The sequence below is a fragment of the Cellulomonas massiliensis JC225 genome (genome assembly GCF_000312005.1).
GTDB lineage: Bacteria > Actinomycetota > Actinomycetes > Actinomycetales > Cellulomonadaceae > Cellulomonas > Cellulomonas massiliensis.
This window is the reverse complement of record NZ_HE978588.1, coordinates 258425-277759: the sequence shown is the minus strand read 5'-3', so window position 1 is coordinate 277759 and position 19335 is coordinate 258425. Positions and strand designations below refer to the sequence as shown.

At 73.7% G+C, this 19335-nt stretch carries 16 protein-coding genes and 1 tRNA gene; 10 read left to right on the top strand and 7 right to left on the bottom strand.

Features of this window, described 5'->3' with window-relative positions; translation table 11 throughout:
• Position 1: 1 nt before the first annotated feature.
• Positions 2 to 946, top strand: coding sequence for a 16S rRNA (adenine(1518)-N(6)/adenine(1519)-N(6))-dimethyltransferase RsmA (rsmA, locus tag HGCM_RS01260; RefSeq protein WP_019135084.1), 945 nt, complete (start codon positions 2 to 4; stop codon positions 944 to 946).
• Positions 943 to 1896: a 4-(cytidine 5'-diphospho)-2-C-methyl-D-erythritol kinase gene (locus tag HGCM_RS01255; RefSeq protein WP_019135083.1), complete on the top strand. Its 954-nt coding sequence runs from the start codon at positions 943 to 945 to the stop codon at positions 1894 to 1896. The genes rsmA and HGCM_RS01255 overlap by 4 nt, the downstream gene beginning before the upstream one ends.
• Positions 1897 to 1956: 60 nt before the next feature.
• Here the strand turns inward: HGCM_RS01255 and HGCM_RS01250 are convergent, their stop codons facing one another.
• Entirely contained in the window at positions 1957 to 3066 is a 1110-nt protein-coding gene (locus HGCM_RS01250; protein ID WP_019135082.1) for a glycoside hydrolase family 19 protein, read from the bottom strand.
• A 169-nt stretch (positions 3067 to 3235) separates the two neighbouring features.
• On the opposite strand from HGCM_RS01250, the gene HGCM_RS01245 reads away from it, so the two are divergent.
• Entirely contained in the window at positions 3236 to 5011 is a 1776-nt protein-coding gene (locus tag HGCM_RS01245) for an ABC-F family ATP-binding cassette domain-containing protein (protein ID WP_019135081.1), read from the top strand.
• A 10-nt stretch (positions 5012 to 5021) separates the two neighbouring features.
• On the opposite strand, the gene HGCM_RS01240 is transcribed toward HGCM_RS01245, so the two are convergent.
• The gene (locus HGCM_RS01240) at positions 5022 to 5543 is read right to left on the bottom strand and encodes a MarR family winged helix-turn-helix transcriptional regulator (RefSeq protein ID WP_019135080.1); all 522 of its coding nucleotides are present in this window, start codon (positions 5541 to 5543) and stop codon (positions 5022 to 5024) included.
• Between the two features lie 73 nt (positions 5544 to 5616).
• Positions 5617 to 6216: a TetR/AcrR family transcriptional regulator gene (locus HGCM_RS01235; RefSeq protein ID WP_026075170.1), complete on the bottom strand. Its 600-nt coding sequence runs from the start codon at positions 6214 to 6216 to the stop codon at positions 5617 to 5619.
• A 133-nt stretch (positions 6217 to 6349) separates the two neighbouring features.
• Between HGCM_RS01235 and HGCM_RS01230 the strand changes: the two genes are divergently transcribed.
• Positions 6350 to 6421 (top strand) — tRNA-Gln (locus HGCM_RS01230).
• 15 nt (positions 6422 to 6436) lie between these two features.
• Here the strand turns inward: HGCM_RS01230 and HGCM_RS01225 are convergent.
• A complete protein-coding gene (locus HGCM_RS01225; RefSeq protein ID WP_019135078.1) occupies positions 6437 to 7492 on the bottom strand; it encodes a LacI family DNA-binding transcriptional regulator in 1056 nt (351 codons plus the stop codon).
• A gap of 300 nt (positions 7493 to 7792) precedes the next feature.
• On the opposite strand from HGCM_RS01225, the gene HGCM_RS01220 reads away from it, so the two are divergent.
• Complete coding sequence (locus HGCM_RS01220; protein WP_019135077.1) at positions 7793 to 10570, top strand: alpha/beta hydrolase-fold protein; 2778 nt, start codon at positions 7793 to 7795, stop codon at positions 10568 to 10570.
• On the opposite strand, the gene HGCM_RS01215 is transcribed toward HGCM_RS01220, so the two are convergent.
• On the bottom strand, positions 10567 to 11556 hold the full coding sequence (locus HGCM_RS01215; protein WP_040399242.1) for a family 43 glycosylhydrolase: 990 nt from the start codon (positions 11554 to 11556) through the stop codon (positions 10567 to 10569). The genes HGCM_RS01220 and HGCM_RS01215 overlap by 4 nt on opposite strands.
• Positions 11556 to 12665: a LacI family DNA-binding transcriptional regulator gene (locus HGCM_RS01210; RefSeq protein WP_019135075.1), complete on the bottom strand. Its 1110-nt coding sequence runs from the start codon at positions 12663 to 12665 to the stop codon at positions 11556 to 11558. Before HGCM_RS01210 ends, HGCM_RS01215 begins: the two co-directional genes overlap by 1 nt.
• A gap of 196 nt (positions 12666 to 12861) precedes the next feature.
• On the opposite strand from HGCM_RS01210, the gene HGCM_RS01205 reads away from it, so the two are divergent.
• The 5 genes from HGCM_RS01205 to gtfA are packed head-to-tail and all read left to right on the top strand — an operon-like array spanning position 12862 to position 18481.
• The gene (locus HGCM_RS01205) at positions 12862 to 14232 is read left to right on the top strand and encodes an ABC transporter substrate-binding protein (protein WP_026075169.1); all 1371 of its coding nucleotides are present in this window, start codon (positions 12862 to 12864) and stop codon (positions 14230 to 14232) included.
• Position 14233: 1 nt separating this feature from the next.
• Positions 14234 to 15205 carry a carbohydrate ABC transporter permease gene (locus tag HGCM_RS01200; RefSeq protein ID WP_019135073.1) on the top strand — a complete coding sequence of 324 codons (972 nt, stop codon included), beginning with the start codon at positions 14234 to 14236 and terminating at the stop codon, positions 15203 to 15205.
• Positions 15202 to 16026, top strand: a complete 825-nt coding sequence (locus HGCM_RS01195; RefSeq protein ID WP_019135072.1) for a carbohydrate ABC transporter permease — start codon at positions 15202 to 15204, stop codon at positions 16024 to 16026. Before HGCM_RS01200 ends, HGCM_RS01195 begins: the two co-directional genes overlap by 4 nt.
• Positions 16023 to 16997, top strand: a complete 975-nt coding sequence (locus HGCM_RS01190) for an alpha/beta hydrolase (RefSeq protein WP_019135071.1) — start codon at positions 16023 to 16025, stop codon at positions 16995 to 16997. The genes HGCM_RS01195 and HGCM_RS01190 overlap by 4 nt, the downstream gene beginning before the upstream one ends.
• Positions 16997 to 18481, top strand: coding sequence for a sucrose phosphorylase (gene gtfA / locus HGCM_RS01185; protein WP_019135070.1), 1485 nt, complete (start codon positions 16997 to 16999; stop codon positions 18479 to 18481). The genes HGCM_RS01190 and gtfA overlap by 1 nt, the downstream gene beginning before the upstream one ends.
• 45 nt (positions 18482 to 18526) lie before the next feature.
• Here gtfA and HGCM_RS01180 read toward each other — a convergent pair whose 3' ends face one another.
• The gene (locus HGCM_RS01180; RefSeq protein WP_019135069.1) at positions 18527 to 19249 is read right to left on the bottom strand and encodes a VOC family protein; all 723 of its coding nucleotides are present in this window, start codon (positions 19247 to 19249) and stop codon (positions 18527 to 18529) included.
• Positions 19250 to 19335 lie beyond the last annotated feature (86 nt).

Genomic DNA, 19335 nt, shown 5'->3' with positions numbered 1-19335 from the left:
CATGTCCGTCACGCTGCTCGGGCCGGCCGAGATCCGGGCCCTCGCCGAGCGCGCCGGTGTGCGCCCCACCAAGACGCTCGGGCAAAACTTCGTCCTCGACGCCGGGACGGTCCGCAAGATCGTGCGCCAGGCGGACGTCGAGCCGGGCCAGCGCGTCGTCGAGGTCGGGCCCGGGCTCGGCTCGCTGACGCTGGGGCTGCTGGAGGCGGGTGCCGACGTCGTCGCCGTCGAGATCGACCCCGTCCTCGCCCGCCTGCTGCCGCAGACGGTCGCGGAGCACGCCGGGCTCACGCCCTCCGCCGCGGAGCCCGTCGACGACGCCCCGGTCACGGTGCTGCGGGACGACGAGGGCCGCGAGCGGCTCACGGTCGTGACGAGCGACGCGCTCGCGGTCCGCCGGCTGCCGGGCGCCGCGCCCACCGCGCTCGTCGCCAACCTGCCGTACAACGTCTCGGTCCCCGTGCTGCTCACGTTCCTGGAGCGCTTCGAGTCGCTGCAGCGCGGGCTCGTCATGGTGCAGGCCGAGGTCGCCGACCGGCTCGCCGCGCCGCCCGGGAGCCGCACGTACGGCGTGCCGTCGGCCAAGACCGCGTGGTACGCCGCGGCCCGGCGGACCGCGACCGTGGGCCGCTCGGTGTTCTGGCCCGTCCCGAACGTCGACTCGGCGCTCGTGCGGCTCGACCGCCGGGAGCCGCCGCGGACCACGGCGGCCCGCGAGGACGTGTTCGCGGTCGTCGACGCGGCGTTCGCGCAGCGGCGCAAGATGCTCCGCTCGGCGCTCGCCGGGATCGCCGGCTCGGCGGAGGCCGCGCAGGCGGCGCTGCAGGAGGCGGGGGTCGACCCGCAGGCGCGCGGCGAGACGGTCGACGTCGAGGGGTTCGCCCGCGTCGCGGAGCGGCTCAGCGCCTCGCGCGCTCCGGGCGACCTGGCACAGTGGGGCCCGTGACGCTGACCCCCGTGGCCCCGCTGCCCGAGCACGAGGTCCGCGTGCGCGCGCCCGGCAAGGTCAACCTGTCGCTGCGCGTCGGGGCGCCGGGGGCGGACGGCTACCACCCGCTGCACACAATCTTCCAGGCGGTGTCGCTCTACGAGGAGATCGTGGCGACGCCGGCGGACGACCTCGTCGTCACGGTGTCGGGGACGCAGGCCGAGCTCGTGCCGACGGACGAGACGAACCTCGCGTGGCGCGCCGCCGCGGTGCTGGCCGAGCACGCGGGGGTGTCGGGCGGTGTGCACCTGCACCTCGAGAAGGGCGTCCCCGTCGCCGGCGGCATGGCGGGCGGCTCGGCCGACGCCGCGGCCGCCCTGCTGGCGTGCGACACGCTGTGGGCGACGGGGCTGAGCCGGGACGACCTGCTCGAGCTCGCCGGCGAGATCGGCTCCGACGTGCCGTTCGCCCTCATGGGCCACACGGCCGTCGGCAGCGGCCGCGGGCACCTCCTGACGCCGGCGCTCACCCGCGGGGAGTTCCACTGGGCGTTCGCGCTGCAGGACCGCGGCCTGTCGACCCCGGAGGTGTACGGCGCGTTCGACGCCGCGCACGGCCACGTCCCGTCCGGCCCCGGCACGCCGCCGGACGACGAGGCGGACGTGCCGCTCATGCAGGCCCTGCGCGCGGGCGACCCGCACGCGCTCGGCGAGGCGCTGCACAACGACCTCGAGCCGGCCGCGCTGCGCCTGGACCCCGCGCTGGCCGAGCCCATCGCGGTCGCGCGCGACGCCGGGGCGCTGGGCGTCGTCCTCTCCGGCTCCGGTCCCACGGTGGCGGCGCTCGGCCGCAACCGCCAGCACGCGCTCCTCGTCGCCGCCGCGATCACCGCCGCGGGTGTGGCGGACCGGGTCGTCACGGCCTCGGCGCCGGTGGCCGGCGCGCGCGTCGTGAGCACGACCGAGTAGTCGGCCCCCGCTCGTGCGGCGGGGCGGCCGGGGTGCACCCGACCGCCCCGCGGCACGGAGTCAGCAGCTGAGGTTGCCGCCCGGGGCGACGCCCAGCAGCGACGTGAACTGCTGGTACTTCGCCACCCGGCTCTGGACCTGCGCCGGGTTGCCGCCGTTGCACTCGATCGACCCGTTGATGCTCCGGATCGTCTCGCCGAACCCGCGCTGGTTCACCATCGCGGCGTGCGGCGTCATGGTGCCGGGGCCGGACTGCGTGTTCCAGTACCAGAGCGCCGTCTTCCAGGCGACGGCCGAGTCCTGCTCGACCAGGTACGGGTTGCGCAGCAGGTCGATGCCGAGCGCGTCGCCCGCGGCCTTGTAGTTGAAGTTCCAGCTCAGCTGGATCGGCCCGCGGCCGTAGTACGCGGCCTGCCCGGCGGGGCAGCCGTACGGCTGGCTCGTGTCGCAGTAGTGCGGGTAGTTCGCGGTGTTGATCTCGCGGATGTAGACCAGCCCGCCGGTCTCGTGGTCGACGTTCGCCAGGAACGCCGCCGCCTCCTGCTTCGCGATCGTCGCTCCGCCGGCGCTGGCGAACTGCGGGTAGGCGCTCAGCGCCGCGACGAGGCCCTGGTAGGTGTAGAAGCCGTTCCGGCTCGGGAACATCTGGTTGAACTGAGCCTCGCTGACGACGAAGCCGGAGGTGCTGCCGCCACCGCCGCCGGTGCCGCCGCCCGTGCCGGAGCACGTCGTCGGGTCCCAGTACCAGGTGCTGATCAGCGGGTCGTACCCGGGGTTGTCGTGCTCGGCGACGTAGTACTTCCCGTCGGTGTACCGGACGACGGTGCCGGCCGTGTACCAGGTGCCGGCCGTCCACGTGGCGGCGGTGCAGGTGGTCCCGCCGCCGGTACCGCCACCGCCCGTGCCGCCGCCTGTGCCGCCGCCGGAGCCGCCGGTACAGGTGCCCTGGTCGGTCCACACCTCGGCACGGCCGGGCGTCTCGTTCTGGGTCCACCAGCGGGCGAGGTAGTTGCGGCCGTTGTACGACGCGCTCTGGCCGCCGGTGTAGACGGCCGAGGAGCTCCACGCCGCGGCGCACGTGGCTGCGCTGGCGCTGGAGGCGAAGGGGACGATCACCGCCGCCGCGACGGCCAGGGCCGCGAGGGAGGCGAGCAAGGACTTGCGTGACATGGGCGTGTCTCTTCCCGTGGGTCTCTGTCTCGGACAGTCGTCTGCGGGATGACGACGCACGCGCATGCGGGACTACGGCGTGACCCGGTCACCGTAGCGGACGGGTGCGTGCCCGGCCCCGGGAACGCGGACCGGGGTGGCCCGCACCGGCGGGTAGCGTGGGGCCGCCATGGCTCACCTGCTCGGCGCGGACCGCGTCACCCTCACGCTCGGCACGCGCACGCTGCTCGACGGCGTCAGCCTCGGGCTCGACGACGGCCAGCGCATCGGCGTCGTCGGGCCCAACGGCGCCGGCAAGTCGACGCTGCTGCAGGTCATCGCGGGCCGCCAGGCGCCCGACGACGGGCGCGTGACCCGGGCGGGCGGTGTGCGCGTCGGCGTCCTCGACCAGCGCGACGAGCTGAGCGGCACCGTGCTCGAGGCCGTGCACGGCTCCGCGGTCGCGCACGAGTGGGCGTCGGACGCGCGGATCCGGTCCGTGCACGCCGGCCTGCTGTCCGACGTCGCGCTCGACGCCGACGTCGCCACGCTGTCCGGCGGGCAGCGCCGCCGCGTCGCGCTCGCGGCCCTGCTCGTCGGCGATGACGAGATCCTGCTGCTCGACGAGCCGACGAACCACCTCGACGTCGAGGGCGTCGCGTGGCTCGCGGAGCACCTGGTGCAGCGCTTCGGCCGCGGCAGCGGCGCGCTCGTCGTCGTGACGCACGACCGGTGGTTCCTCGACGCGGTCTCGACGCGCACGTGGGAGGTGCACGACGGCGTCGTCGACCCGTACGAGGGCGGGTACGCGGCGTACGTGCTGGCCCGCGCCGAGCGTGCCCGCTCCGCCGCGGTGACGGAGGAGAAGCGGCAGAACCTGCTGCGCAAGGAGCTGGCCTGGCTGCGCCGCGGTGCGCCCGCGCGCACCTCGAAGCCGCGGTTCCGGCTCGACGCCGCCGCCGCCCTCATCGCCGACGAGCCGCCGCCCCGCGACCGCATGGAGCTGTCGCGCATGGCGACCGCCCGCCTCGGCAAGGACGTGCTCGACCTCGAGGGCGTCCGGGTCGACCTCGGCGGCCGCACCCTGCTCGAGGACGTGACCTGGCGGCTCGGCCCGGGCGACCGGTACGGGGTCGTCGGCGTCAACGGGGCGGGGAAGACGACGCTGCTGCGCCTGCTCGCCGGCCGCCTGCAGCCCACCGCCGGGCGCGTCAAGCGCGGCAAGACGGTCCGTGTCGCGGAGCTGCGGCAGGACGTCGAGGACCTGGACGAGCTGGCCGACCTGCGCGTCGTCGAGGTGGTGGAGCGCGAGAAGCGGTCGATCGTCGTCGGCGGCAAGGAGCTGACCGCGTCGCAGCTCGTCGAGCGGCTCGGCTTCCCGCGCGATCGCGCCCGCACGCCGGTGCGCGACCTGTCCGGCGGCGAGCGGCGGCGCCTGCAGCTGCTGCGGCTGCTCGTCGGCGAGCCGAACGTGCTGCTGCTCGACGAGCCGACCAACGACCTCGACACCGACACCCTCGCCGCGATCGAGGACCTGCTCGACGGGTGGCCCGGCACGCTCGTCGTCGTCTCCCACGACCGTTACCTGCTGGAGCGCGTGTGCGACCGCCAGGTCGCGCTGCTCGGGGACGGTGCCTTGCGCGACCTGCCCGGTGGCGTCGAGGAGTACCTCGCCCTGCGGTCCGCGGCGATCGCGACCGCGGCACGGCCGGCCGACGAGCCCGTGGCGGCAGGCTCCGACGCCCCGAGCGCCGCGGACGTGCGCGCCGCCCGCAAGGAGGTCGCGCGCATCGAGCGTCGCCTGGCCCGCATCGCGGAGCAGGAGGCGACGCTGCACGGGCGCATGGCCGAGCAGGCCACGGACCACGAGGCGGTGCTGGCGCTCGACGCGCAGCTGCGTGAGCTCGCGGCGGAGAAGGACGAGCTCGAGGCGGCGTGGCTGGAGGCGGCCGAGGTCGCGGGCTGAGGCCCGGCGCTCAGCTCGCGTCGAACGGTGCGACGAGGTCGCGCAGCAGCCCGGCCAGCGCCGTGCGATCGCCCTCGGGCAGGGCGTCGAGCAGGCCGTGCTCGACGCCGAGCAGGTCGGCGAAGGCCGAGTCCACCCGCGCGCGGCCCAGGTCGGTCAGGCGGACGATGACGCTGCGCCGGTCACCAGGGCTCGGCAGGCGCTCGACCAGGCCGTGCTCGACGAGGCGGTCGATGCGGTTCGTCATGGTGCCGCTGGTGACGAGGGTCTGCGTGAGCAGCGCGCCGGGGGAGAGCTGGTACGGCTCGCCCGCGCGCCGCAGCGCCGAGAGGACGTCGAACTCCCACGTCTCGAGCTCGTGGCGGGCGAACGCGCTGCGCCGCGCGATGTCGAGGTGGCGGGCCAGGCGCGTGACGCGCGACAGCACCTCGAGCGGGCTCACGTCGAGGTCCGGACGCTCGCGCCGCCAGGCCCGCACGATCCGGTCGACCTCGTCGCGTCCCTCGTCCTCGCCGGGCGCGGTCGTCGCCATGGGGGGAGATTACTCGTCGTCGAGAGTCTTGACGGCACGCCTGGCCGTGCCGGTCACGCGCGTCGCCCGCAGGTCACGCCATCCCGGTGAGCGACGGCCGCCGCTCGAGCCCCTGCAGGCCGTTCCACGCGAGGTTGACGAGGTGCGCGGCGACCTGGGTCTTGGCCGGGCGGCGGGCGTCGAGCCACCACTGCCCGGTGAGCGCCACCATCCCGACGAGCATCTGCGCGTAGATGGGGGCCGTCTTCGGGTCCTGCCCCTGCGAACGGAACTGGTCCGCGAGCAGGTGCTCCACCTGCGTCGCGACGTCCCCGATGAGGCTGGAGAACGTGCCGGTGGCCTGCGCGACGGGGGAGTCGCGCACGAGGATCCGGAAGCCGTCCTCGTTGGCCTCGATGTAGGACAGCAGCGCGAGCGCGGTCCGCTCGACGAGGACCTTGGGGTGGCCGCCCTCCTCCAGCGCGTCGGTCAGCGCACCGGTGAGCGCCTGGACCTCACGGTCGACGACGACCGCGTAGATCCCCTCCTTGCCGCCGAAGTGCTCGTAGACGACCGGCTTGGACACCTCCGCGCGGGCCGCGATCTCCTCCACGCTGGTCTGCTCGAAGCCCTTCTCGGCGAAGAGGCGGCGGGACACCTCGAGCAGCTGCGCACGCCGCTGGGTGCCGGTCATGCGCGAGCGCTGCACCCGCTTGGAGTCGGTGGCCACGCGACCATCATGCCGTGCGGCACCTGGCAGACTGGCCGACGGTCCACGGCGAGCCACCGCGAGCAACCGCGAGCAACCGCGAGCAACGCCGGGCCGGTCCGCCCTGGTGTAACGGCAGCACGCAGGCCTTTGGAGCCTTGCAGTCCAGGTTCGAATCCTGGGGGCGGAGCTCGGAGTGCAGCGCTCAGGCCCCTGGCGCCGGCGCGACCGAGTGGCGCAGCCGCAGCGGCATGTCCAGGCGGTGGACGACCGGGTCGGCGGGAACCTCCGTGCTGGCCTGGATCTGCTCCAGGAGCAGCTCGACGGCGTAGCGACCGAGCTGCTCGTGCGGGATGGCGAAGGTGGTGAGCGCAGGCTCGAGCCACGCGGCGAGCGGGTAGTCGTCGAACGAGACCACCGAGACGTCGCCGGGGACGCGCAGCCCGGCGCGCTCGAGCGCCTGGTACGCGCCGAACGCCAACCGGTCGTTGAAGCACAGCAGCGCACCCGGCCGCGGGTGGCGGGTGAGCAGGTCCTGCACGGCGCGCCGGCCCTCGGGCGGCTGCCAGTCGTCGCACAGCTGGCCGCTCACGGGCCGCAGGCCGGACTCCTGCAGCGCGTCGAGGATCCCCGCGAGCCGCTCGTGGCCGGCGACCGTCCGCGGGGGCACCGCCTCGTCGTCGGTGCCGACGCCGATGAGGTGGATGTCGCGGTGGCCCGCATCGACGAGCAGCCGTGCCGCCGCGTGACCGGCGGTGTACTCGTCCGGGACGACGACGGGCACGTGCGTGGGCCCCGCGGGGATCGCGTTGAGCAGGACGGCCCGGAACTGCGCGAGCTCGGGCGGCACCTCGCGCGTCTGGGTGAACATGGACGCGAGCACGACGCCGTCGACCTGGCGGTCGTGCATGGCGTTGAGCAGGCGGCTCTCCGCGGCGGGGTCGCCCTCGCTCTCGCCGATGAACAGCATGAACCCGTGCTCGTTGGCGGCGTCGATCGCGCCCTTGATCATGTCGCCCGCGAGCTGGCTCGTGGCGACGGTGTCCGAGATGAACCCGAGCGTGCTCGACCGGCCGTTGCGCAGGCCGAGCGAGAGGATGTTCGGCCGGTAGCTGAGCTCCTCCGCCGACTCGCGGACCCGCTGCTGCACCGCGCGCGAGATCCGCAGCTCGTCGCCTCGCCCGGAGAGGACGAGCGACGCGGTCGTGGGGGAGACGCCGGCAGCGCTCGCGACGTCGGCGAGAGTGACCCTCTTGCGCACGTGTGTCCTTCCGGTCGCTCGGATCATAGGCCGGGGCACCGCCGGGCCTGCGCCGGCCGGGCAGGCCGTCTCTTGACCGTGTCCGGTACGCCCGATACGTTGCCGATGCGGCTAAATCGGTTGAGCATCGACCGAGCACCGTCCAGACCTCGCGATCAACGACGACGCGTGCGCACGACGACGGTGAGGCGGGGGTGAACCCCCTGCTCGGCCGCACGCAGGAGGTCATGCAGCAGGCCCCGCGCTCCCTGCCGGGAGCCGCAGGGCGCGAATCGTCGAGACACAAGGGAGTGCGCTCACATGCATCCACTCGGAAGACGCACGGCACGTCCGCTCGTCGCGCTCGTCGCGAGCCTCTCGCTGGGCGCGGGCGCGCTGACGCTCGCCTCGCCCGCCGCCGCCGACCCGCCGGCCCCGGAGGGCGCGAGCGTCGCGGCGGACAGCGGGTCGCCCACGGGGTACACGGTCACGTTCACCTACCGGAACCCGAACGCCACGCAGGTGCGGCTCGGCGGCGACCTCACGCTGCTCGGGCTGACCTCGGGAACCACCCGCTTCCAGCCGGAGGAGTGGCAGCAGGGCCGCTACCACGCCGGCGGGGTCGAGTTCCTGCGCGACATGGAGCGCGGCGCCGACGGCACCTGGTCCGTCTCCGTGCCGCTCCACGCCGGCAACCTCAGCTACTGGTACCGCGTGTGGGACCCGAGCCAGGGGTGGACGAACAAGCGGATCTGGGACCCGGCGTCGTCGAACCCGCGGCCGCCGGGCGACCAGTCGTTCCGGGTGCGCAACAACGACGTCCTCGACTCCGTCGCCGTGCCGTACGCCGCGAAGCAGGCCGACCCGGTGCTCGAGGCCCGCGCCACGTACGAGCTGCCCCGGCGGGACGCGGCCGAGCGCGGCACCGTCCAGTACGTCCCGTACACCACGATCCTCGGCGACAGCGGTCACTACCTGGGCGTGTACCTGCCGCCGGGCTACGACCCCGACCGCGCCGAGCCGTACAAGGTCGCGTACCTCGCGCACGGCATCTTCGGCGACGAGACGGACTTCATGATCCCGGTCGGCGTGCCGACCATCCTCGACAACCTGACGGCGCGCGGTGAGATCGAGCCGACTGTCGTCGTCACGATGGGCAACCACTTCACCGGCACGAGCCTGGGCTTCGGCTCGTACAACCAGCCCAACGCCGCGAACAACCTGGTGCAGACGATCCTCCCGTTCGTCGAGGACCGCTACAACGTCGCGACCGACCGGGAGGGGCGCGCGTACGCGGGCTTCTCGTACGGCGGCATGACGGGCGGCGTCGTGATGAAGACCTACCCGACGACGTTCGGCTACTACGGCTTCTTCTCCGGCAACCCGTCGCTGACGGCGGCCGACTACGACAGCGTCGCCGCGGCCGTCGGCCCCAACGGCATGTCGGTCTTCCTCGGCAACGGCGTCTTCGAGGGCACCCTCAGCGCGCAGAACGCGATCGCGGGCAGCTTCGCCGCACGGGGCATCCACGCGGCGACCGCTCAGGTGCCCGGCGCCCATGACGGCATGACGGCGGGTCAGCTGTTCACGACGTTCGCGCGCGACCACCTGTGGCAGCCCACGGGCGTGCTCGGCGTGCGCAACGTCACGGACGTCGGCTCCTACGGCCAGCAGGTCGTCGCGACGGTGCTCGAGTACGCCGACGACGTGGATGCGTCCTCCCTGTCGCCCGAGGACTTCGTCCTGCGCGACACGCAGTACAACTTCCGGTTCGACGACATCAGCACGCTGGGCGACCTCGTCGAGCGGCGCGTCACGGACGTCTACACGACCTCCGACCCCGCCCTCCTGGCGGACGGCGGGCGTCACGAGGGCCCCGGCCGCTTCGTGGTCCTCGAGGTCGAGCCCGACCTCGAGGCCGGGTGGACGACGATCCTCGCCAGCAACCCGCAGTACGTGCGGGTCAACCCGAAGCAGCCGACGGTCGTCACGCAGGTCGGCGACGTGGTCGGCGCGGACGGCGGCGTGCTGTCCTACGGCGGGGAGCAGGACTGGACCGTCACCGACGAGCCGGTCGACCGCCGGGTCGCCCGGTTCCAGCACGGCGTCCTGGAGTCGACCACCGGTCAGCCCCTGCACTACGACTACCGGCTCCCCGACGGCTACGACCCGTCGAAGCGGTACCCGCTGGTGGTCGCGCTGCCGGGCTACGGCCAGGGGTACGACGGGAGCAGCAACCTCGGCGTCCACCTGACGACCGACATGCTGGCGCACGCGTGGTCGTCGTCGGAGTGGCTCGGGCGTGACGAGGACGTCATCGTGCTCGCGCCGCAGAACCGCCGCACCAGCACGGCGACGGACGGGCCGCAGACGGCCCAGCTGGTCGAGGAGTTCTCCGCGGACTTCGCCGTCGACCCCGACCGGGTCTACGCGACGAGCATCTCCTACGGCTCGACGCTGATGTGGTGGCTGTTCGCCAACCGCCCGGAGCTGTTCGCGGGCGGGCTCCTGACGGGCGGCTTCCCGAACACCGCCGCGCAAGCCACGGCCATCGCGGAGGCGGAGGTCCCGATGTGGATCACGCACGGGACGGGCGACCACCTGCTGCGGGTCGCGAACGCCCGGGCGTCGTACGAGCGGCTCGTTGACGCCTACCGGGCCCGCGGCTTCACCGACGCGGCGATCGCCGACCTGGTGCGGTGGACGGAGTACGGCGACGAGGCGTTCACCCTGCCCGACCGCCACCTCGCCGCCGCACCCACGCTCGAGGACCCGAGGACGATGCAGTGGCTGCTCGACCAGCGCCGCCGGCTGGACGTCGTCGTCGGCGTCGACACGCGGTGCGTGGGGAAGAACGTGAGGGTCACGCCGACCGTCACGAACCGGGAGGACGTGCCGGTGTCCGCGGTCGTCACGACCGACTTCGGGACGAAGAGGTTCACGAACCTCCAGCCCGGACGAGGTGCCTTCCACCCGTTCACCGTCCCCACGTCGAACGTGGGCGCCGGCACCGTGACGGTCACCGTCACCGCGGACGTCGACGGGACGAACCGGTCCACCGCCTTCCAGGTGGTCCAGCCCGCCGTGCACTGCGGCTAGCGGCCGACGTCGGGACCCGGCCGGTGACGGCCGGGTCCCGACCCGTGCTCACGCGGGGGAGCTCCGAGCCGTGGCAGGGCGAGCGGGTCGGAGATCGAGCCCACGAAGTGCCCGTCCGGTCCCTCGTTCTGGAACGCGAGCAGCACCCAGCCGCCGTCCCGCGTGCGCACGGCGCGGCCGCTGTACAGGCTCATGTCGGTGACCTGGACGGCGTTGCGGAGGTCGTAGGGGCCGAGAGGGCTGGCAGCCCGGGCGCACCAGACGCCGCCGGATCCGCCCGACGCCTCCCGGCGGGCGGCCGAGAGGTTCTCCGGGGCGCAGGAGAAGAGCAGCATCGACTCGCCGTCGATCGTGACGACCTGCAGCACCTCGAGGTGGCCGAAGCCGGCGCCCGGCTCGGTGAGCGGCGGCATCGCGTGCCAGGTGCGGAGGTCGGGGGAGCGGGCGTGCCCGACGACCCCGCGGTCGTCGATGGGGCCGGTGGCCGACCGTGCGGTGACCAGCATGTGCCAGCCGTCGCCGTCCGGGTCGCGGAAGACCCACGGGTCGCGGAACGCGCCGTCGTGCGGTGGTGCATCGAGGCGCTCGTACCACCGCGCGTCGGCCTCGAGCACGGGGTTCTGCGCGGACGTGTGCCACGTGACCAGGTCGGGCGAGGTGGCGACGCCGATGCGCTGCCACGGGCCCCGCTCCGTCATCGTCACACCGGTGTAGAACATGCACCACGTGCCGTCCGGGTGCCGCACGACCGAGCCGGTCCACGTGGCGAGGTCGTCCCACGCCCCGCGGTCACCGCGCACGAGGGCGTCCGGCGCCCGCGTCCAGGAGACGAGGTCGTCCGAGACGGCGTGGCCGACGGACGCCCGGTGGTGGCGTGCCTCCGGGTCGTGCAGCGCCCGCGAGGCGTACAGGAAGAACATGTGGTGCCGGTGGCCGTCGTCGGCGAACCAGGCGTCCCACACCCAGGAGTCCGGAAGCGTCAGCATCACGACCGCCCGGCGTGCGGACGCCCGTCCGCCGGCCGGGCGGGGGGACCTGCGACCGAGCCCCGCTGGCGCAGCGGCATGGGAAGCCGGTGCACGTCGCCGCGCGTGGCGGCGGCGCCGGGGGTCGCGCCCCGCCGGCTCGCGTCGACCAGCTCCAGCAGCAGCTCGACCGCGCGGCTGCCGAGCTGCTCGTGCGGGATCGCGAAGGTCGTCAGGCCCGGATCGAGCCACTGCGCGAGCGGGGCGTCGTCGAAGGACACGATCGACACGTCGTCCGGGACCCGCCGGCCCGCCGCCTGCAGCGCCTGGTACGCACCGAACGCGACGCGGTCGTTGAAGCAGAGCAGCGCCCCGAGGTCGGGGGTCGTCTCGAGCAGCTCGGCGACGGCGCGCCGGCCGTGCAGCGGCGTCCAGTCCTCGAGGACGTGGCCGCTGGCGGGCTCGAGGCCGGCGTCGGCCAGGACCTCGCAGATGCCGGCGAGGCGCTCCCGGCCCGCGACCGTGCCGGCCGGAACCGAGTGGACGTCCGGTCCCGCGCCGATCAGGTGGATCCGGCGGTGACCCGCGTCCAGGAGCAGGCGGGCCGCCGCCCGGCCCGCCTCGTGCTCGTCCGGGACCACGGCGGGGACCGGGCCCGGCTCGAGCGGCAGCGTGTTGAGGAGCACCGACGGGACGTCGGCGAGCGCGTCCGGGGTGCGGCGCAGGCGCGTGAACATGGAGGCGAGGACGACGCCGTCGACCTGGCGGTCGAGCATGGCGTCGAGCAGCTGCTGCTCGGACGCCGGGTCGCCCTCGGACTCGGCGATGAACAGCATGTAGCCGTGCCGGCGCGCCGTCTCGAGCGCGCCCCTGATCAGGTCTCCCGCCAGCTGCGAGGTCGCGACCGTGTCGGAGACGAACCCCAGCGTGCGTGTGGTGCCCTTGCTCAGGGCGATCGAGACGATGTTCGGCCGGTACCCGAGCTCGTCCGACACGGCGCGCACGCGCTGCTGGACGATCTCCGAGATGCGGAGCTCGCGCCCGCGGCCCGACAGCACGAGCGAGGCGGTGGTCGGCGAGACGCCCGCTGCCGCCGCGACGTCGGCCAACGTGACCCTCTTCCGGCCCACGGCCGCCTCCTCGCCTCGGATCCAGCGCGCCCTGCAGCGCGAGGTCACGACTGTGCATCGTCCGGGCCTCGGATGCCCGCACGTCCTTGACACCGTCCGCGGCCCATGCTGAAACTACCCCTGCTAAGCCGGATTAGCACCGGCTGCCGGGCAACGGGGCCCCGACTGCAACCCCGCTCGACGAAGGGAGACATCGGTGTCTCGACCGGGTGGATGGGATCGACGTAGAGGGATCGCGGCGGTACTGCTGGTCGGCGGCCTGGCGGCCGTCGCGGCGTGCAGCCCTCCGGGCGCGGGCGCGCCGACGCAGGGCTCGAGCAGCACGGCGGGGGGCACGGCGGGCGCCGCTCCCACCTGTGGCGACGAGGACGTCACGCTCCAGGCGTACATCGAGACGGGCTTCCCGCTCCCGAAGGCGCTCATGGACGAGTTCACCAAGCAGCACCCCAACGTCACCTTCGACATCCGTGAGGACCAGTTCGCGGTCATCACGCAGAACGCGCCGCGCGTGCTCGTGGACGACCCGCCGGACCTCATGCGCCTGCCCCAGGTCTCCGAGCTCGCGAGCGACGGGCTGCTGCTCGACCTCGACCGGTACGCGGCCGCGTTCGGCTGGGACCAGTGGCCGGCGTCGCAGCTCGAGCAGATGCGGGTCGACGAGAACGGTCGCCGTGGCGACGGGCCCCTGTACGCCATGGGTCTCAACTCGTCGATGACGGGCGTCTTCTACAACAAGGAGCAGGCCGCCCAGATCGGCATGACGACCCCGCCGACCACGCTCGCGGAGTTCGACGGCTACCTGCAGGCGGCCAAGGACGCCGGGCTCGTCCCGGTCGCCCAGTTCAACGGCGGCGCGACCGGCGGCCTGGCGTTCCCCCTGCAGAACCTCATGACGTCCTACGGGGCGCCGACGCCCATCAACGACTGGATCTTCCAGAAGGAGGGCGCGTCGATCGACACGGACACCAACCTGCAGGCGGCGCAGCACCTGGAGAAGTGGATCGAGGCCGGGTACTTCGCCGACGACATCAACTCGATGGACTACTCGATGATGATGAGCCGCTTCATCGGCGGCAAGAGCGTCTTCATCTTCGACGGCGACTGGGAGTCGGGGAACCTCGACAAGCAGATGGCCGGCAACGTGGGCTTCTTCCTCATGCCGCCGGCGACCGAGGGCGGTGCCCAGGCCGCCATGTCCGCGCCGCTCACCTACGGGGTCTCCGCGAAGGCCGCCAACCCCGACTGCGCGGCGTTCTTCCTCGACTGGGCCGCGACGAACGAGCAGGCGCGCACGATCGGCGTCGAGGTGGGCGGCTCGCGCCCCATGGGCCCGGCGGACGCGTTCATGCCCGAGGTCGACGCGGACACGGTGACGGCGCAGACCCTCGCCGCGGGCGCGAAGATCGGCGAGGACAACGGGGCGATGGACTTCATCGCGAACGCCACTGGCGCGATCTACGCCAAGAGCTGGACGCCCAACCTCCAGAAGATGGTCGCGGGTCAGCAGACGCCCGAGGGCCTGCTGAAGGCGGTCCAGGCGGACTACGAGAGCGAGATCGGTGACTGACATGTCCGACCAGCGGCTCGCCCGGCCTCGGCCGGGCGGCCGCGGGGCAGCCCAGCACGACTCCTCGAGCCTCGAGGGCAGGCGCCGCGCACTGCGCGCGCGGCGCCTGCGCCGGGGCTGGGTCGCGTGGGCCCTGCTGCTCCCCGCGGCCGCGTTCTACGGGGTGTTCGTCATCCAGTCGATCGTCCGCACGGTCCAGTACTCGTTCTACGACTGGAACGGGGTGACGGCGGCGACCTGGGCCGGCTTCGGCAACTACGTCGAGATCGTGCGCGACCCCGAGCTGGGCGGCTCGATCGTGAACGCGTTCGAGCTGATCCTGTTCTTCAGCGTCATCCCCGTGGCGCTCGGGCTGGTGACGGCCGCGACGATCCGCAAGTTCGCGACCAGCCGGCTGGCGCTGGTCTCGCGCACGGTGCTGTTCCTGCCGCAGATCATCCCGCTCGTCGCCGCCGGCATCATGTGGAGCTGGCTGCTGTCGACGGACGGCCTGGTCAACCAGGTGCTGCGCGCCGTCGGCCTCGGGGCCCTGGCGCGGCCGTGGCTCGGCGACTTCGACACGGCGCTGCCGGCGGTCGGCGTCATCGGCGCCTGGGTGCTGTTCGGGCTCTGCATGCTCCTGCTGCTCGCCGGCATGAGCAAGATCGACCCGTCCCTGTACGAGGCCGCACGCATCGACGGCGCCGGGGTGGTCCGGGAGTTCTTCTCCATCACCGTGCCGAGCGTGCGCCAGGAGATCGGTGTCTGCGTCACCGTCACCGTCATCGCCGCGCTGGCGAGCTTCGACATCGTCTACATCTCCACCCAGGGCGGGCCGGGCAACAGCACGCTGGTGCCGGGGCTGGAGATCTACTACCTCGCGTTCTTCGAGCGGGAGATCGGCACGGCCTCCGCTCTCGCCGTCGCGCTGATGGTCCTCGTGCTGGCCGTCGTGCTGCCGCTGCAGCGCCTGACCCGGAGTGGTGACTCGTGATCGTCTCGGCACGTGAGCGGTGGACCGGTCGCGTCCTGCTCACCGTCCTCATGCTCGTGACGGTCATGCCGTTCGTGAGCCTGTTCGTCACCGCCCTGCACGAGCCGGGGACGTACCCGGCGGGCCTGGCGTGGCCCGAGACGCTGCACTGGTCGAACTTCGTGACGGCGTTCCAGTCCGCGCAGATGGGCAAGCTCCTGGTCTCGAGCGTCCTCATCGAGCTGGGCGTCGTGCCGGTCGCGCTCCTGATCGGCACGCTGGCCGGGTTCGCGCTCGGCCACCTGCGTCCGCCGGGCGGACGGTGGGTCTTCATCGCGTTCCTGCTCGGCCTCACGCTGCCGTACGAGGGGATCATCGTCCCGCTCTACTTCCAGATCCGGGAGATGGGGCTCCTCAACACCCGGTGGGCGATCATCCTGCCGCTCATCGCGCTCTACATGCCGTTCGCCGTGTTCTGGATGCGGGCGCACTTCATCACGATGCCCGACGACGTCTCGGAGGCCGCGCGCATCGACGGGGCCTCGACGTGGCAGCTGTTCTGGCGCATCCACCTGCCGCTGTCGATGCCGGCCCTGTCCTCGCTCGGGATCCTCATGTTCCTGTGGACGTGGAACCAGTTCCTGCTCGCGGTCGTGCTCGTCGACGACCCCACCCAGCGCACCATGGCGGGCGCGCTCGGGGCGTTCCAGGGCCAGTGGGGCACGGACATCCCGCTGCTGTGCGCGGGGTCGTTGCTGATCCTGACCCCCACGCTGGTGATCTTCCTGCTGTTCCAGCGCCGGTTCGTCACGGCCCTGCTCCAGGGCTCGGTGAAGGGATGACCGTGACCGCCTCGCGCCGCCCGCCGTTCGACCCGGAGGTCGAAGCGGCTCTCGACGCCCGCACCGACGTCGTCGTCGGGATGGTGCTCGACGACGTCCCCGTGCTCCGCGCCCGTGCGGAGGTCCCGGCGCCCGAGGTGCTGTCGCTCGGCGGCTCCCTGGAGGTGACGACGCGCCGGGTGCCCGGTGCGCCCGGCGCGCCCGACGTCGAGCTGCTGCTGCTGCGGCCCGTCGGTGCCCGCGGCGCGCTCCCGGTGATCTACCACGTGCACGGCGGCGGGCTGGTCGCCGGCACGATGTACGACGACGTCGTGGCGGCGGCCGAGCTGGGCGCGCCGTTCGGGTGCGCGGTCGTGTCGGTCGGCTACCGGCTCGCGCCCGAGCACCCCTACCCGGCGGCCCTGGACGACGTGTACGCCGGCCTCCGGTGGCTGGTGCGGAACGCGGCGGAGATCGGGGTCGACGCGTCGCGCGTCGTCATCGAGGGGGTCAGCGCCGGCGGCGGGCTCGCGGCGGCGACGGCTCTCCTGGCGCGCGAGCGGGGTGAGCCCGCGCTCGCCGGGCAGATGCTGATCTGCCCGATGCTCGACGACCGCAACGACAGCTACTCGTCCTGGCAGATGGCGGGGGTCGGCTCCTGGGACCACCACGCGAACGCCGTCGCCTGGGGCGCGTACCTGCCGGGCTCGGCGGGCTCCTGGGACGTGCCCGCTCTCGCGGCCGCCGGCCGCGCCGTCGACCTCGCAGGGCTGCCACCCGCCTTCGTCGACGTGGGCTCCGCCGAGACGTTCCGGGACGAGGCGGTCGAGTACGCCCAGAAGATCTGGCGCGCGGGCGGTCGGGCGGAGCTCCACGTCTGGCCCGGCGGCTGCCACGGGTTCGACTTCCTCCAGCCCGACGCGACGCTGTCGCGCGACGCGCGCGCGGCCCGCACGCGCTGGCTCGCCCGGCTCCTCGGGCGGGACGGCTGATGGGCGGGCCGCGCGGGAGCGGGCCGCAGCTGATCGCCTACGCCGACCGGCTCGGCGGGGACATCGACGGACTGCGGGCGCTCCTGGAGGGGCCGCTCGCCGGTGCGTTCGACGGGGTGCACATCCTCCCGTTCTTCACGCCGTTCGACGGCGCGGACGCGGGCTTCGACCCCGACGACCACGCCGCCGTCGACCCTCGCCTCGGGGACTGGGACGACGTGCGGGAGATCGCCCGGGACCGCACGGTCATGGCGGACGTCATCGTCAACCACGTCTCCGCACGGTCGGCCCGGTTCCTCGACGTGCGCGAGCGCGGCGACGCCTCGCCGTACGCCGGGATGTTCCTGACCCTGTCGTCGGTGTTCCCGGACGGGGCGACCGAGGAGGACCTCGCCCGGATCTACCGGCCCCGGCCGGGCCTGCCGTTCACCGCGATGCGGCTGGGCGGCCGCCAGCGGCTGGTGTGGACGACGTTCACCGCCGACCAGGTGGACCTCGACCTGCGCGACGAGACCGCGTGGGCGTACCTCGCCGAGGTCGTCGACCGGCTCGTCGACGCGGGGGTGAGCATGCTGCGCCTCGACGCGGTCGGGTACACCGGCAAGCAGGCGGGCACGTCGTGCTTCATGACGCCCGGGGCGTTCGCCGTCATGGAGCGCGTCGCCGCGCACGCGCACGCACGCGGCGCGCAGGTGCTCGTCGAGGTCCACGGCCACCATGCCGAGCAGATCGAGATCGCCCGGCAGGTCGACCTCGTCTACGACTTCGCGCTCCCGCCCCTGGTGCTGCACGCGCTGACCGCGCGCGACCTCGCGCCCCTGGAGCGGTGGCTGGCCGTCCGGCCGGAGAACGCCGTGACCGTGCTCGACACCCACGACGGCATCGGCATCGTCGACGTGGGCGCGAGCGAGTCCCGCCCCGGCGAGCCCGGGCTGCTCGACGACGCGCAGATCGACGCGCTGGTCGAGTCCGTGCACGTCAACAGCCGGGGAGGCAGCCGGCTGGCGACCGGCAGCGCCGCGTCCAACCTCGACCTCTACCAGGTCAACTGCACCTTCTACGACGCCGTGGGTGCCGACGACGACCGCTACCTGCTCGCCCGGCTCCTGCACGTGTTCGTCAGCGGGATCCCGCAGGTCTACTACGTCGGCCTGCTCGCCGGCGGCAACGACCTGGAGCTCCTCGCGGCGACCGGCGTCGGGCGCGACGTGAACCGGCACCACTACAGCGCCCCCGAGGTGCAGGAGGCGCTGCGCCGGCCCGTCGTCCAGGACCTCCTGACGGCCCTGCGGCTCCGGCGCGACCACCCCGCCTTCGCCGGTCGCCCCCGCTGGGAGTTCGACGGGACGCGCGCGACGTCGCTGTGGACCTGCGGCACCGCCCAGGCCGAGCTGCGCGTCGACGTGAGCGACGCGTCCTCCCGGGTGCGCGTCCGCGAGGGCGACGAGGACTGGCGGGTGGTCCTGGAACGCTCCGGCGGATGACGTGGCGGGCGGCGCGCGTCGGACCGGTCGCGCCGTCCGCCCGCCTCAGCGCGGGCTGAGCACGCAGAAGTCGTGGCCTGCGGGGTCCGTCATGACCACCCACGGCACCTCGCCCTGGCCGACGTCGGCGTCGTGCGCGCCGAGCGTCCGCAGCCGCGCGACCTCGGCCGCCTGGTCGTCGCCCGGGTAGGGCATCACGTCGAGGTGCACGTGGCTGGTGAGCGGCGTCGCCGGACCGCGGACGAGGTCGAGGAACGGACCCACGCCCGCCGAGGAGCGCAGCCGGGCGCGGTCGTCGGCCAGCTCGAGCAGCGTCCAGTCCGTCGCCGCGTCCCAGAACGCCGCCAGCGCTCGCGGGTCGGCGCAGTGCACGACCACCGCGGCGATCGGCCCGGTGTCCGGCGACGCCAGGCCGGGTGCGAGGACGCGGAACACGTTCCCCTCCGGGTCCGCCAGCACCGTCGCGCGCTCGTCGTCGTGGTCCGGGAGCCGCGTCGCGCCGAGCGCGACGAGCCGGGCGACGAGGCCGCCGTCCTGCGACGGCGCCAGGTCCAGGTGGACGCGGTAGTCGACCGTCGTGGGGTCAGGCACCCGGACCAGGTCCACGCAGACCGCCGACGGGTGCGGCCAGCGGAAGCCCACCGGCTCGAGGTTCGTCACCCCGGGCCCCTCGCTGTCGACCGCCCAGCCGAGCGCGTCGGCCCAGAAGCGCCCGAGCGCGACCTCGTCACGCGCCTTGATGTTCACCTGCACGAGTCGCAGCGGCACGCCGCCTCACCCTAGACGGCGCTGAGGTGCGCCGCCGGTCGTCTCGCTCAGCGGCGGTCGCCGCCCGGGGCGCCCTGGGCGCGGCC